This is a genomic window from Streptomyces hokutonensis (assembly GCF_000376565.1).
Classification (GTDB): Bacteria; Actinomycetota; Actinomycetes; order Streptomycetales; family Streptomycetaceae; genus Streptomyces; species Streptomyces hokutonensis.
Genome location: NZ_BARG01000043.1, coordinates 58213 through 71411, shown reverse-complemented (window position 1 = coordinate 71411; position 13199 = coordinate 58213). Strand labels below are relative to the sequence as shown.

Genomic DNA, 13199 nt, shown 5'->3' with positions numbered 1-13199 from the left:
ATTCCGGTACCTCGCGCCGCACTTTTTGGTCAACCGCCGATCCGCGCCTACTGTTTTTGAACCGCCCGGCGCACACCGCCGCTGGCCGCCACTCCCCGCTCTACCTCGCCGAGGCACCCCTCTGCCCCGGCACACCTGGCTCACGGCACGGCCACGCGCAGCGAGCGGCACCTCGCCCGCACCGGCCCGTTCCGATCTCCCGCCTCCGGCTGCCGCGCCGTTCCAGCGCTCTCGCGCACGCGGCACGGCGGGCACCGCACCCCGAAGGACACGCTCATGACGTCTTGCTACCCACCCCTGCCCGAACTCGCTGACCGGCGAGCGGTCCGCTCCGGTTGAAGTGGCTCGCCGCCGGCATCGGCGTCGTCTTCCTCTCCCCGATCCTGATCGGCGGCACCAGCATGATGCTGGCCTCCTCCGCCGACGCCGTGCAGAGCAGCGGCTCCCTCAGCAACTGCCTGACCGGCCTCGACACGGACAAGGTCGCCGAGCAGGTCACCAAGATTCTCGACGGGGCGTCCGGCACCGACGTCCACATCGAGGGACTGGACCTGCCCGCCGAGCAAGTCCCCAACGCGGCGACGATCGTGGCCACCGGCCTCTCGCTCGACGTCCCCACCAAGGGACAGATCATCGCGCTCGCCACGGCGATGCAGGAGAGCCGGCTGCGCAACCTCAACTACGGCGACCGCGACTCCCTCGGCCTGTTCCAGCAGCGCCCCTCCCAGGGCTGGGGCACTGCCCAGCAGATCCGCGACCCGGTCTACGCCTCCGAGCAGTTCTACAAGCACCTGCTCAAGGTCGCCGGCTGGCAGCAGATGACCGTCACCCAGGCCGCACAGGCCGTGCAGAGGTCTGGCCTGCCGGACGCGTACGCGCAGTGGGAGAGCCTGGCCACCGCGCTGCAGGACGCCATCGCCAAGACCTTCCCCGGCAGCGGCACCGACGCGGACCAGGACGAGCAACCGTCGACGAGCACGACCGGCTGCGCGCCGGGCCAGGACGGTTCCAGCTTCGGCCGCATCCCCGAGGGGAGCGTCCCCAAGGGCTACGCGATCCCCAAGGACGCCGATCCGACGGCCCGCAAAGCGATCGAGTGGGCGATGCACCAGCTCGGGACGCTCTACCAGTGGGGCGGCTCCTGCACGAACGCGCACGGCACCGACCCCATGGGCCGCTGCGACTGCTCCAGCCTGATGCAGCAGGCGTACCGGCACGCCGGCGTCACGCTCACCCGCACCACGTACACGCAGGTCAAGGAGGGCACGGCGGTCTCGGCCGCCCAGCTCAAGCCCGGTGACCTGATCTTCAGCCGCGGCAGTGCCGCACGGCCCGAGCACGTCGGCATGTACATCGGCGAGGGCCTCGTGATCGAGGCTCCGCGCACCACCAAGCCGGTCCGGATCACCCCGATCAAGGACTGGACGATCCTCGCCGCCCGCCGCGTCCTCTGACGCCGCCCCCGCCCGGACACCGCTCCGGGCGGGCCGCCGCCGCGGCCACCTCCGCGCCCCGAGCGCACCCCCCCTCCGCTTCCCCCTTCCCGTCGGCCCCCGCCTGGCCCGCGTATGCAAGGAGCCCCGCCACACCCATGTCCGTCCCTCTCGCAGACCGCTTCATCCAGCTCGCCTACGACCCGGGAATCTCGCCCAAGGGCGGTGGCCTGCCCGGCTTGAGCGTGTTGAAGAACGTCGTCAACAGCATCAATTTGTTCGGGATCATCGCCGTCGTCGGCGCCCTCGCCGTCTCGCTCGGCGTGTGGGCCTGGGGCCACCACACCGGCGGCCACCAGGCCGAGGCCAACGGCAAAAAGGGCGCCGTCGTCGCCGCGGGCGCCGCCCTGGGCCTGGGCGCCGCGAACGGCATCGTCGCGTTCTTCTCGGCTCTCGGGTCGCAGGTCCACTGATGCAGAAACGACTCCCCTCCCTCTCGCTGTCCTCGTACGGCATGGGCTGGCCGGCCAACCGGCGCATCGCAGTCATCGCCCTGGTCGTCGGCGCCCTGCTCGCCATCGCCGCGACCGTCGCCCACCTGTCCGGCGGCGAAGGCAGTCACCAGACCGGGGCCGGCGCCGCGCCGACCCCGGTACACAGTCCGTCCTCCGCCGCCTCGCCCGGTCCCGCCGCCGGATCGGGGTCGGTACCAGGGCCGCCGCAGATCGCCGATCCAGTCGCCTACGCCACGGCGGCGGCCCAGATGCTGTGGTCCTACGACACCCGCGACTCCAGCCGCGACCAGCAACTCGCCGGCATGCGGGCCTGGATGACCACCGAGACCACGTACGCCGACTGGGCGTCGGTCTCCGGCCAGGTTCCCGATCCGGTGCTCTGGTCGCGCATGACCGACCAGGACCAGCACGCCACCGCCCACGTCAGCGAGGGCCACTACCCGAGCGCGTTCAAACAGGCCCTGGCCGAGGATCCCTCCGCGATCACCGAGGCATACATCTACGTCGTCACCGCCAACGGCACGCAGCAGATCGCCTGGACAAAGGGCGGCAGCGGAGCCGAGGAACGCGCCGTGACCCTCGCCGTCCAGTGCCGGCCGAACCACGACTGCACCCTGGCCGCCATCGCTCCGAGCGTCACCCAATGACCCGCGCCGGACACAAGAATGGAGGAGTAACTCCCCGTGGGCTTCTGTGATTACCCCCTGGCCGACAAGCTGTGCACCGTTGGCGACGCGGTCGACTTCGCCTCGGACCCCGGCAAGGCCATCGGTGACTGGATGGCGAAGTCCGCCGGTGAACTGGCAGCCGCCGCAGGCGACTTGGCCGCCGAGGCCGTCGACACCACCACGAAAGTGGATCTCAACGCGCGCTGGTTCGTCGACAACTACGAGATGCTGCTGCCACTGGGGCTGACCCTGCTGGTCGCGACCTTCTGTGCGCAGCTGGTGCGGGCCGCCGTCCGGCGCGACGGACAAGCCCTCACCCAGGCATTCACCGGCACCGCGTCCGGCGTCCTGTTCGCCTTCTGCGCCATCGCCTTCACCACGATCGCCGTCGACGTGGTCGACGCCGTCAGCGACGGCCTGTTCCAGGCCGCGCACCTGGACATCGAGTCGGCCGTGCGCCGCATCGTGAAGGTCAACCAGATCGCGTCACTGTCCAGCCTGGGCTGGCTCGTCCCGGTCGTCGCCGGTCTCGGCGCCGCCATCGGCGCCTTCCTCTACTGGTGCGTGATGATGGTCCGCAAGGTCGGCATCCTCGTCATGGTCACGCTGGCGATTTTCGCGTCGGCCGGCGGCGGCTGGGAGGTCGCCCGGCGCTGGCGCAAGGGCTGGGTCGAGGCCACCGCCACCCTCGTCGTCTCCAAGCTGTTGATGACCGTGATCTTCGTGCTCGGTATCGCCGCCATGGGCAAGACCGAGGCCAAGGACGGCATCGCCGCCCTCGCGGACGTCATGTCCGGCATCGTGATCATGATCCTGGTGCTGCTGTGCCCGTACGCCGTCTTCAAGTTCGTGCACTGGGCGGCCGATGGCACCGACGGCGAGTCCATCCACCGGGCCGGCGGCGCTGGAGCGCAGATCGCCAGGGCGCATGCCGAGAAGGCTGCCCGCAAGGGCGCCGCGGCTGTAGCTACGGGCGGCGCGGCAGCCGGAGCGGGCGCCGCACCGCAGGGCCCCGACGCCGCCGGCGGGGACGGGTTCCCCGGTGACATCGCGGCCCACCCGACCGGCGGAGGCCAAGAGGGCAAGGAAGGCTCGCAGGGCGGAGGATCGGGCGTCTCCCCCGGTGGCGATGCCGCCACGTCGGGTCCGGAGAAGGCCGTCCAGCCCGCACCGACGAACGTGTCGGGCAACACCGGCGGCCAGGCGGGCGGCAGCCCGGAGCCGGGTGGATCCGGTGCGAGCGCCGCGTCCGGCCAGAGCGGCGGATGGCAGTCCGTCCCGCCTGCCACGACCCCGCCGCCGCAAGGCGCACCGCCGTCCTCCGGTTCGCAGACCTCCACGTCCAGCGGGGCGAGCGGACCGCCGCCGCCTCCGACCGGCCTCTGATCCCCTGCCCGCCTTCCGGGGGCGGGACGCGCACTGCGCCTCCCGCCCCCGGGTTCCACCCGCGCCTCCAGGACCCGCCCCTTGACTGATCTCTCCGTCGCCCCGGTCACGGTGAAGTTCCCGCACCGGTCCCGCCGCGGCATCCTCCTCGGACTCTCCCTGCCCCAACTCCTCCTCGTCTCCTGCACGTTGGCGCTGCTGCTGGTGACGGTGGTCTCCACCGGGCTGCTCGGCGCCGTCGCCCTGACCCCGCTGTGGGCGGCATCCGGTGCGCTCGTCGCCATCCGCCGCCACGGCCGCTCCCTGATCGACTGGGCGCCGATCGTCGCCCGCTACGCGCACCGCCGCCGCACCGGCCAGACCTTCTGGCTCGCCCGGCCCCTCACCCGTCCCCGTCAGGACGGCATCCTCCACCTGCCCGGCACCGCCGCCTCCCTCACGGTGGTCACCCCCGGCGACTCCGCCAACGGCGCCGCAGCCGTGCACGACCCGCACCGGCAGACCCTGACCGCCGTCGCCCGCGTCAGCAGCCGCGCCTTCGCCCTCCTCGACCCCGCGACCCAGAACCACAACGTGAGCAGCTGGGGACGCGCGCTGGCAGGCATCGCCCGCACCGGGCACATCGCCACCGTGCAGGTGCTGGAACGCACCGTCCCCGACAGCGGCGACACCCTCACCCGCCACTGGACCCAGAGCGGACAGCCCCAGACCCCCGTCGCCGGACAGATCTACTCCGAACTGGTCGCCTCAGCCGGCCCGGCCGCGGCCCCGCACGAGACCTACCTCGCCATCTCCCTCGACCTCAAAGCCGCCCGTCGCCTGATCTCGCAGGCCGGCGGCGGACTTCCCGGGGCCTTCACCGTCATGGAGCAGACCACCGCGTCCATCGCCCAGGCCGCCCGCAACGCCGGACTCCAGGTCACCGGATGGCTGACCTCGCGGGAGATCGCCGCCGTCATCCGCACCGCCTACGACCCAGGCGCCCTCGCCGCCCTCCAGCAGTGGTCGACGACCGGCCGCGCCGAGGCCGACCCCGCCGCCGCCGGGCCCGTCGTCCAGGTCGAGGAATACGACCGCCTCGCCACCGACAGCGCACGGCACGCGACCTACTGGGTGGAGAACTGGCCGCGCACCGAAATGGGAGCCGGGTTCCTGCACGGGATCATGTTCACCGCCGGCGTGCGCCGCAGCCTCTCCCTTATATACGTGCCGCAGGGACTCGAGTCCGCACTGCGGGATGTCCAGCGGAAGAAGGCGGCGATCATTGCCGACGCCAACGAGAGGGCCCGCCGGGGGCAGGTCGACTCCGAAGAGGACTCCGTCGAGTACGCCGACGTCAAAACACGTGAACGGCAGCTCATCGCCGGGCACGCCGACGTGGCCCTCACCGGCCTGGTCACCGTCACCGCCGAGACCGACGCCCTCCTGGACGCCGCCTGCGCACAGATCGAGACCCACGCCGTCACCTCCGGCGTCGACCTGCGACGGCTCACCTATCAGCAGCCGGATGCCTTCGCCCTCGCCGCGCTCCCGCTCGCACAGACCGCCCTGTGAACCGGACCCGCCCCCACCGGCCCGCTCCGCCCGCTCGTCTTCGATCATCCGCGACGGACCCTCCGTCGCCGCCCCTGCCTCCCGGCAGGAAGGACCACCACCTTTGACCTCTCGCACACCTCCGGACGACGCGCACCCCTACCTCCGCGCCGCGAGCGCCGGCATCCGCCACCACACCCGGGCACTGACACCGTCCGACGCCCACCCGCCCCGGCCTGCGGACCGCCTGCACCTCGACGTGCTGCACACCCACCTCACCTCCCTGCACCAGCTCCTGGACCGGCTCGCCGACACCACCCGGCCACCGCACCCTGGCGCCGGCCGCCACCTCGCCACCGCGCACACCCTCCTCTGGCAGGCCACCAGCGAGGTCCACTCCGCCTTCCACCTGCTGCCCAGCAACACCGCAGCAGAAGCCGAGACGGGCGCATGCCATCCCGAACGGCTGCCCGAGGGACCGCCCGTGCTGACCATCTGCCAGCGCCACCTCGCCGCCGGGCACAGCATCCGCCGCAAGACCACCCCCACCGACCTCCGCCCCCACACCACAACCTGCGTGCGATGAGCACCACCCGCAGAATCGAGCGCCCCCGGTGAGCCACCGGCCCGCCCGACGCGCCTCCGCCAGCCCGCTCTTCACCCCCCACGGCACCGACCGCGCCAGCCGCAAGGCCGCCCGCCGCCAACTCGCCGAAGCCACCGCCAGGGTCCGCGCGGAAACCAGCGCCCACCAGGCCGAGAGCACCTCCGCCGAGCACGAGACGCCCACCGCGCTCTACCCGCCGAGCGGACGTCCCGGAACCGCCTCCGCCCGTAGGAACCGGCTGAAGCTGCCCGCCCACCGCATGACGACGGCAGTGGCCGCCGGCGCATACCCGTTCCTGGCCGAAGGCGGGCTCGGCGCCGAAGGCATCTACGTCGGGCGCGACGTCCACGCCGAAGCGTCGTTCGTCTTCGATCCGTTCGCGCTGTACGGACGGGTCGAGGGATTCACCAACCCGAACCTCCTGCTCGCCGGAGTGATCGGCCAGGGCAAGAGCGCGCTCGCCAAGAGCTTCGCCCTGCGGTCAGTGGCCTTCGGATACCGCGTCTACGTTCCGTGCGACCCGAAAGGCGAATGGACCCCGGTGGCCGAAGCCCTCGGCGGCCGGTCCGTCGCTCTCGGCCCCGGCCTGCCCGGACGGCTGAACCCCCTGGACGCGGCACCACGCCCACAGAGCATCGCGGAGGCCGACTGGGCCGGTGAGATCCGCAAACGGCGCCTTCTCCTTCTCGGCTCCCTGGCCCGGACGGTTCTGGGCCGGGACCTGATGCCCATGGAACACACCGCCCTGGACGTCGCCCTGGACGCCGTCGTCACCCGCGCCACCGCCACCGGACGCACACCGCTCCTCGGCGACATCGCCGCCACCCTCAACAATCCGACTGCGCTCGACGAGGCCGCCGGCATGATGTGGGGCCAACTCGCCGACGCCGCCCGCGACTTGGCCCACGCGATGCGCCGCCTGGTGCACGGCGACCTGGCCGGCATGTTCGACGCACCCTCCACCGTCGCCTTCGACCCGACCGCGCCGATGCTCACCATCGACCTGTCCCACCTCGGCGGCTCCGGCGACGACACCGCCCTCGTCCTCGCGATGACCTGCGCAAGTGCCTGGATGGAATCCGCCCTCTCCGACCCCAACGGCGGCCGACGCTGGATCGTGTACGACGAGGCATGGCGGTTGATGCGGCACGTCGGACTGCTCCAGCGCATGCAGGCCCAGTGGAAGCTCTCCCGCGGCCTCGGCATCGCCAACCTCATGGTGATCCACCGGCTGTCCGACCTGCTCACCGCCGGCGACGCCGGATCACAAGGCCGGGCCCTGGCCGAAGGGCTCCTCGCGGACTGCTCCACCCGCATCATCTACCGCCAGGAGACCGACCAACTCCACGCCGCCGCCTCCCTGCTCGGCCTGACCTCCGTCGAAATGGACGCCATCGCCCACCTCAACCGAGGCCGTGGCCTGTGGAAAGTCGCCGGACGATCTTTCATCGTGCAGCACCTCCTGCACCCTCACGAGCTGGCGCTCTTCGACACCGACGCCCGCATGCACTGAAACATGACATTTTCCGCAAATCAGCCGGCTCCGACCGGCTGAGGGATACACAGAGGACAGAGATGTACGACACCTCCACCTACCCCCATGACATCCGTAGTACCAACCCCGACTACCTCCGGGCAGCGGCGCGGAGCCTCGAAAGGATCGCAGACCGACTCCCGCAGTCCGTCGCCAAAGGACAGGGCGAGGCCATCAGCGACGCGATCGACGCGGCGCTCTCACAGATCACCTGGGAATTGAACTGCCTCGCCGATGACCTGGTCACCAGTTTCAACGGCAAGGGCAGCGACCGCGACATGCACGCGACGGCTATTCGCCAGTGTGCAGCGCCTCTGGGGCTCGCCCACCACTACCTGGCCAAGGCCATGGACCAGATCAGCGCCCACCACCAGTTCTTCGCGCACGCCACGGACGCGCAGATCGAAGACCCGAAAGATCTGCTCCCGATCTTGCAGCAGAACATCGAGCACGCTCGCACCGCGATCTACGCCACCGCGAACCAGTTCAAGACCAACGCTTCTCTGCTAGGCAGCAACCCCACCGCCAGCACGCCCACGCCGAACTGACGGCCCTACAGACAAAAAGCGCCGAGTTCACGAACAGCGCGGCCCCAATCCCCACGAACGGAAGCGCACATAACCAGTTCCAAGCCGGACTACTACGAGTACGAAGGCTCTCGCCGGGTACCTCGGTGGCTTCCGGAAAGGGCCCCGACGCCGGCGGTCGCCGTCCAGCCCGAACCCTACGTACAGCCGCCGGACTCCGGCGCCTCCGTCCGCGCCGCGACGGAAGCTCTCCAAGCCGCCCCCGATATCGATCGGTTCACCGAGGTGTACGAGCACACCATCGCTGACGGTCACGGCGCACTCGCCCAGTTGCACCAGTTCCTGGAAAGCGCAGCCAACTGGTGCCACGACCGCGGCGCACTCGACTCCGCAGGCGAACTGAAGTCGTGGACAAGCCGATTGGACGAACTGATCGAAGACGCCCAGCTCCTGCCGGAATCACTGGCCATCGAATCTGCCTGGCGGTCCACGAACGCACGCCGGAAGGAGGTCGCCCTCCAACCGGTACCGACAGCGTCCACCACCAAGCCCGCATCCGTCCGGCCTGCCGACGCGCCACGCGCGAGAGCAGCCGCGCCTTCGGCGGTACGCCGCCGCTGACTCCTGTGGATCGGCTCCCTCCCACCATCGACAACAAGAAACCGGCAGCAACAGAGCCACCGCAAGAAGGCCATGAAACCCGACATTCAACGCGAACTGATACCGCCCGACGACGCTCTCCGCCTTATCCGCACGCTCCACACGATGAAGGCCACGTTCAACAACTCCGTCCAGGAGTGGCAATTGCTGGACGAAAGCGGCCATGTGCCGACCGAGCCCTCCTACACCGAGCTGCTCGGGCACGCAACGAACGCACAGGACCTCTCCCGCGACGTTCTCCGGCTCACGGGCGAGTTCGCCGCGAGTCCCCACAGCACACACCGCGCAGGCCGCGCCACTCTGGCCCATCTCGCGATGGCGAGCACTATGTCGGCCCACGCGGCATCGCACTTCGCGGAGACCGCGGAGACCGCCCTGGGTCTACCGCGCGCCTCTGGCCCGGCCGACCAGCACTACATGACGAACCGCATGGTCATCAACCACGCCTCGGCGCGCGCGTTCTTGCGGCGCACGTCAGAATCCCTCCGCGACGCGGCCAAGGAACTCGAAGACCACCTCCGCTTCCAGCACTTCCTCTCGACGCTCGCCCCTCGGGAAAACCCCGCGCCTCCACCGCCCAGGCCGAGCAGTCGCCGCCGCTAGCCCCCGGGCGAAGATCCGAGCCGGCATCACCACCTCAAGGAGTCCCCTGAACCGCCCCGCCCATTTCAGCGACGCCGACTGGGCCCAGTACCAGCAGTGCCAGGCCGAGCACGATGACCTCATGGCGCAGGCCGCCGAACGCGAAGCCCAGATGGAAAACGGTCTGATCTCCACCTACGAAGAGTTCGAATTCGACTTGACCCCGATTCCGGAGCCGCGCCCCGTCCTGCGGACACCAGCGCTGCACCGCACGCCCGCCTCCCGCAGGAGGATCCGTGGGCGCTGACGACAACACCCGTGCCGGCGACAGCGCGAGGCCGCTCGCGCCGCTTCCCGACCATAGCCGCGTGGCCACCGCGTGGTGGCAGGAGCTGTGGCGCCGGCACGCGCACATCACCACGCCGCTGCGGCAGCGTGGGCTGGAGTGCGACATCGAGTTCGGCCTGAGCGCGTATATGGTGCGCGTCTCGTTCCCCGACGGCAGCTACCTGATCATCTCTCCGCCGCAGGAGCCGCCTTCCAGCCGTCCGCCGGGAGACCCGGAGGGATGGTCCGTCACCCGCCAACACCCCGACGCCCACGAGCAGTTCGAGCTGATCTACGACTCGACCCCTTCGGCCGACCCCGGCGTTCCCGACCGGCCCGAAGTCCGCAACGGCGCCGACGTCCCGCCCATGATCGAGGCAATCGACACGAGGCTCAACCAACTCGGCGTGCACGCCCGGGATCTCGACGACGTACACCCGCAGGTCACATACCAGCGCCGCACCCAGGCAGGCGACGGCAGCCACCCACACCGCGTCACGCACAGCACGGTGCACGACTCCCCTGCCACCGCCGCCGTCGACGACATCAACCAGCACGGCAGTGGCAGAGACGCTTCACCGCCGAGGGGCCGGGCTCCGGTGCCGCCAGGCGCCGGGCCATCCCCGCACACACCGGTGAGCCGATGACCCACCGGAGCACAGACCGTCTCCCGCAGCTGCCGCCGTACGTCCATATTGTGTGGGACTGGAACGGCACCCTCAAGGACGACGTCGGCGACCTCCTCGACGCGGTCAACCACACCCTCACGGGGCTGCAGGCGGCACCCATCGACCTGGCCACCTACCAGGCCAAGCACACCGTCCCCATCCGCGCCTTCTACGACCGGCTTCTGAACCGCACGGTGACCGATGGTGAATGGGCCCAGGCTCAGGCCGACTTCGCGGTGTTCCTGCGCTCACGGCCGCCCCGCCTCCGCCCAGGAGCCGAACAACTCCTGCGCCAGACAACGGGGTTGGGGCACAGTCAGTCGCTCCTGTCGCTGTATCCGCACGACGTGCTCGTCGAGGAGACCGACCGGCTGGCCATCACCGGCCATTTCAGCCGCATCGACGGCCGACGCGGTCGCGACGGGACCAAGGCAGGTGTCCTTGCCGATCATCTCGCCGCCCTGCCGGACGCTCTGCGATCCCGGCCGGTGCTCGTCATCGGGGACAGTGTGGACGACGCTCGTGCCGCACACGCGGTCGGCGCCCGGGCCGTCCTGCACTCCGGCGGCCTCGACTCCGCCCGCACCCTGTGCCGCGCCGGACTGGTCTTCACCCCAACCCTGGAAGAAGCCCTCGCCCTGGGTCTCCGCCAGTGCACAAGCCCGCCCCGGTTCCGGCACACGCCCCTGGCGGACCCGGCCCCGGCGCCCGGTCCCACACCGCGCCGCCGTAACTGACCTGGAGTTCCCCTGCAGCACCCCGATTTCGAGCTGTACGACAACGCCGGCCGTACCTCCGAGCAGATCCGCGCTTACCACACCGGATCCGCCACCAGGGGCGACCTGTACCGCTGGGCCGATCGCGACGCGGCAGACTTCCGCACTCACCACGCACTACCCGCCGAGCCCTTTCCCGCCCCGGACCTGAGCCATTTCCGCCGGGCTCTGGACGCGGCCGACACCCCGGCCGAGTTCAGTACCGTCCTCAACACCCTTCTGGACGCGGTCTCCCCCTTCCTCAACGAGGTCATCGAGCACCTGGCCGCCACCGCCAAGTGGAAGGGCCAACACCGCGGAGCCGAACCCGAGTCAACGTCCTGGCTGCTGCGCGGCGCCGCCAGCAGCATCGCCTCCGCCATGGCCATGGCGACCGAAGCCGACCTGCAGATCCTGCGCGCGTACTACGACTCGCTCCCGGACCTCGACGCACCCGTGAAGCAGGTCAGCACCACTCCCGGCACGCCCCCGCCCCCGCCCGGACCTCAGCCCAGAGACAGCGGCCCACGGCGCTGAACATCCGACGCACCAACCACCCGCTGCCACACCTCAGGAACCATGCCAGCCCTACCCGCCGATCTGTCCGTCTTCGCCAGCTCACTCGCCGAACGTCTGCCTGGCACGTGGACCACCAGCCACGAGCACATCGACAACTACGCCCACCCTTCCCTCTCGTACCGTGTCTGGGACAACGGCCACATCGACTGGGCGACAGATTTCAGTCGCATGGTCGACGTCGTCCTTCTCAACGGGCCGGACAGCCAGCAACTGGTGGTCTTCGAACGGCCCGTGGGGCGGGGCAACGAGTTCCTCGTCGCCCCGATGGAACCCACCGGTTTCAAGAGCCACCAGGTCGAGCCGGTGGAGGTGCCCAGCGGCATCGTCGTGCCCGGCGATCCGGTGCGTGCCGCCGTCGACGTCGCCCGCCGCGTCCTGCCCCGCTACCAGGCGGCTCTGGAAATGGTCCGCCACAACGCGGACATCCAGCCCGAGCCACCGCACCGCAAGCCCGCACCCGAACCTGCCCAGAACCTCACGCTGATCTGGTACCCGGACGGTGTGGTGGGCGCACCGTACAAGTCGGTGCCCCAGGATGCCTATGACGTGCTCTACAGCTGCAGCTTCCAGTACCGGCCGCACGAGGCGGCGTTCGCCCTGCCGGCCTCCTACAGCCGCGCCGAGCGGGCCCTGTTCCTCCACGCCGCGGTCCGGTTGCTCACGGCCCAGGGCATCGGCGTGAATTTCCGCCACGCCACACCAGCCGCACCCACCGTGACCCCGGCCCGCCCGCTCACGCCCACAGCCGCCTCCGCCGCCCAGCGGCGGTAGCCGCTTGCGTCCGCGCCTCATGGAATTGTTTCCCTCGGACCTCGACCAACGGGTGCTCCTGCACAACGTGGCCGACCGGCTCAACACCGTGGCCGACCACCTCCCTCTCCCCTACCAGATCGGCCCCGATCCGGCGCTGAGCGAGATCCTCGACGACGAGATCCGCAACCTGGCCCGCCTGCTCGGCTACCTGACCGGGCAACACGCCTTCCGCCACCGGGCCGCCGCCAACTACCCCGACACGGCCACGGCCTCCCACCGCCGCGTCACCCTCGCGCTCGCCGAGGCCGCCGAGCCGACCGGTGGCGCGCTCGCCGCCCTCAGCTCCGCCGTTCACCACCTCGCGCGCCTCGCCGACCTCACCCACCCGCGTCCCGGCCCCGCCCGCACCCGAGCCATCGCCGCCGCCCACCAGGACCTCGTGGACCGTATCGGCGAGAGCCGCACCCAACTCGCCCACGCCGCACAGCACTTGCGGACCACCGCCGACACCCGCACGCCACCACCAGCGACCGTCCCGGTCCCGCCGACCGCATCAGCCGCTCCATCCCGCACCCGCTGACCCGCACACCCTGGACCATCGGCCCATTGCGGCGCCCCAGCGGCAGCCGCACTCCCGCCACTGTTCACCACCGCCACGCCCTGAACCGTCCC

The 13199-nt window shown here is 70.7% G+C and carries 16 protein-coding genes; all 16 read left to right on the top strand.

Annotated elements, in window-relative coordinates:
* Positions 1-335 precede the first annotated feature (335 nt).
* The 16 genes from SSP08S_RS26105 (at position 336) to SSP08S_RS26030 (ending at position 13107) form a co-directional block, all read left to right on the top strand.
* On the top strand, positions 336-1454 hold the full coding sequence (locus SSP08S_RS26105; RefSeq protein WP_019070586.1) for a C40 family peptidase: 1119 nt from the start codon (positions 336-338) through the stop codon (positions 1452-1454).
* A gap of 137 nt (positions 1455-1591) precedes the next feature.
* The gene (locus SSP08S_RS26100) at positions 1592-1906 is read left to right on the top strand and encodes a DUF6112 family protein (RefSeq protein ID WP_019070585.1); all 315 of its coding nucleotides are present in this window, start codon (positions 1592-1594) and stop codon (positions 1904-1906) included.
* Positions 1906-2595, top strand: a complete 690-nt coding sequence (locus SSP08S_RS26095; RefSeq protein WP_019070584.1) for a hypothetical protein — start codon at positions 1906-1908, stop codon at positions 2593-2595. The genes SSP08S_RS26100 and SSP08S_RS26095 overlap by 1 nt, the downstream gene beginning before the upstream one ends.
* 36 nt (positions 2596-2631) lie before the next feature.
* Entirely contained in the window at positions 2632-4002 is a 1371-nt protein-coding gene (locus tag SSP08S_RS26090; protein ID WP_019070583.1) for an SCO6881 family protein, read from the top strand.
* Between the two features lie 81 nt (positions 4003-4083).
* A complete protein-coding gene (locus SSP08S_RS26085) occupies positions 4084-5556 on the top strand; it encodes an SCO6880 family protein (RefSeq protein WP_019070582.1) in 1473 nt (490 codons plus the stop codon).
* A 103-nt stretch (positions 5557-5659) separates the two neighbouring features.
* On the top strand, positions 5660-6121 hold the full coding sequence (locus SSP08S_RS26080) for a DUF6238 family protein (protein WP_019070581.1): 462 nt from the start codon (positions 5660-5662) through the stop codon (positions 6119-6121).
* A gap of 28 nt (positions 6122-6149) precedes the next feature.
* Positions 6150-7655 (top strand): VirB4 family type IV secretion system protein, encoded by a 1506-nt coding sequence (locus SSP08S_RS26075; protein ID WP_019070580.1) that lies wholly within the window; start codon positions 6150-6152, stop codon positions 7653-7655.
* A gap of 62 nt (positions 7656-7717) precedes the next feature.
* Positions 7718-8224, top strand: a complete 507-nt coding sequence (locus SSP08S_RS26070; RefSeq protein ID WP_019070579.1) for a hypothetical protein — start codon at positions 7718-7720, stop codon at positions 8222-8224.
* 264 nt (positions 8225-8488) lie between these two features.
* Positions 8489-8824, top strand: coding sequence for a hypothetical protein (locus SSP08S_RS26065; protein ID WP_019070578.1), 336 nt, complete (start codon positions 8489-8491; stop codon positions 8822-8824).
* 72 nt (positions 8825-8896) lie between these two features.
* Complete coding sequence (locus SSP08S_RS26060; protein ID WP_019070577.1) at positions 8897-9466, top strand: hypothetical protein; 570 nt, start codon at positions 8897-8899, stop codon at positions 9464-9466.
* Between the two features lie 121 nt (positions 9467-9587).
* Positions 9588-9752 (top strand): hypothetical protein, encoded by a 165-nt coding sequence (locus SSP08S_RS61860; protein WP_019070576.1) that lies wholly within the window; start codon positions 9588-9590, stop codon positions 9750-9752.
* A 61-nt stretch (positions 9753-9813) separates the two neighbouring features.
* Complete coding sequence (locus SSP08S_RS63585; protein WP_245607953.1) at positions 9814-10419, top strand: chromosomal replication initiator protein DnaA; 606 nt, start codon at positions 9814-9816, stop codon at positions 10417-10419.
* Positions 10416-11177 carry an HAD family hydrolase gene (locus SSP08S_RS26045; RefSeq protein WP_102133421.1) on the top strand — a complete coding sequence of 254 codons (762 nt, stop codon included), beginning with the start codon at positions 10416-10418 and terminating at the stop codon, positions 11175-11177. The genes SSP08S_RS63585 and SSP08S_RS26045 overlap by 4 nt, the downstream gene beginning before the upstream one ends.
* 399 nt (positions 11178-11576) lie before the next feature.
* Complete coding sequence (locus SSP08S_RS61855; protein WP_158697204.1) at positions 11577-11732, top strand: hypothetical protein; 156 nt, start codon at positions 11577-11579, stop codon at positions 11730-11732.
* A gap of 42 nt (positions 11733-11774) precedes the next feature.
* Complete coding sequence (locus SSP08S_RS26035) at positions 11775-12545, top strand: hypothetical protein (protein ID WP_019070573.1); 771 nt, start codon at positions 11775-11777, stop codon at positions 12543-12545.
* 19 nt (positions 12546-12564) lie between these two features.
* Complete coding sequence (locus SSP08S_RS26030) at positions 12565-13107, top strand: hypothetical protein (RefSeq protein ID WP_063739181.1); 543 nt, start codon at positions 12565-12567, stop codon at positions 13105-13107.
* Positions 13108-13199: the final 92 nt, after the last annotated feature.

Bases quoted from the DNA above. Each gene is read 5' to 3' on its own strand.
- SSP08S_RS26100 (WP_019070585.1), top strand. From the start codon at position 1,592: ATGTCCGTCCCTCTCGCAGACCGCTTCATCCAGCTCGCCTACGACCCG.
- SSP08S_RS26095 (WP_019070584.1), top strand. From the start codon at position 1,906: ATGCAGAAACGACTCCCCTCCCTCTCGCTGTCCTCGTACGGCATGGGC.
- SSP08S_RS26070 (WP_019070579.1), top strand. From the start codon at position 7,718: ATGTACGACACCTCCACCTACCCCCATGACATCCGTAGTACCAACCCC.
- SSP08S_RS26060 (WP_019070577.1), top strand. From the start codon at position 8,897: ATGAAACCCGACATTCAACGCGAACTGATACCGCCCGACGACGCTCTC.
- SSP08S_RS61860 (WP_019070576.1), top strand. From the start codon at position 9,588: ATGGCGCAGGCCGCCGAACGCGAAGCCCAGATGGAAAACGGTCTGATC.
- SSP08S_RS26045 (WP_102133421.1), top strand. From the start codon at position 10,416: ATGACCCACCGGAGCACAGACCGTCTCCCGCAGCTGCCGCCGTACGTC.
- SSP08S_RS61855 (WP_158697204.1), top strand. From the start codon at position 11,577: ATGGCCATGGCGACCGAAGCCGACCTGCAGATCCTGCGCGCGTACTAC.
- SSP08S_RS26035 (WP_019070573.1), top strand. From the start codon at position 11,775: ATGCCAGCCCTACCCGCCGATCTGTCCGTCTTCGCCAGCTCACTCGCC.
- SSP08S_RS26030 (WP_063739181.1), top strand. From the start codon at position 12,565: ATGGAATTGTTTCCCTCGGACCTCGACCAACGGGTGCTCCTGCACAAC.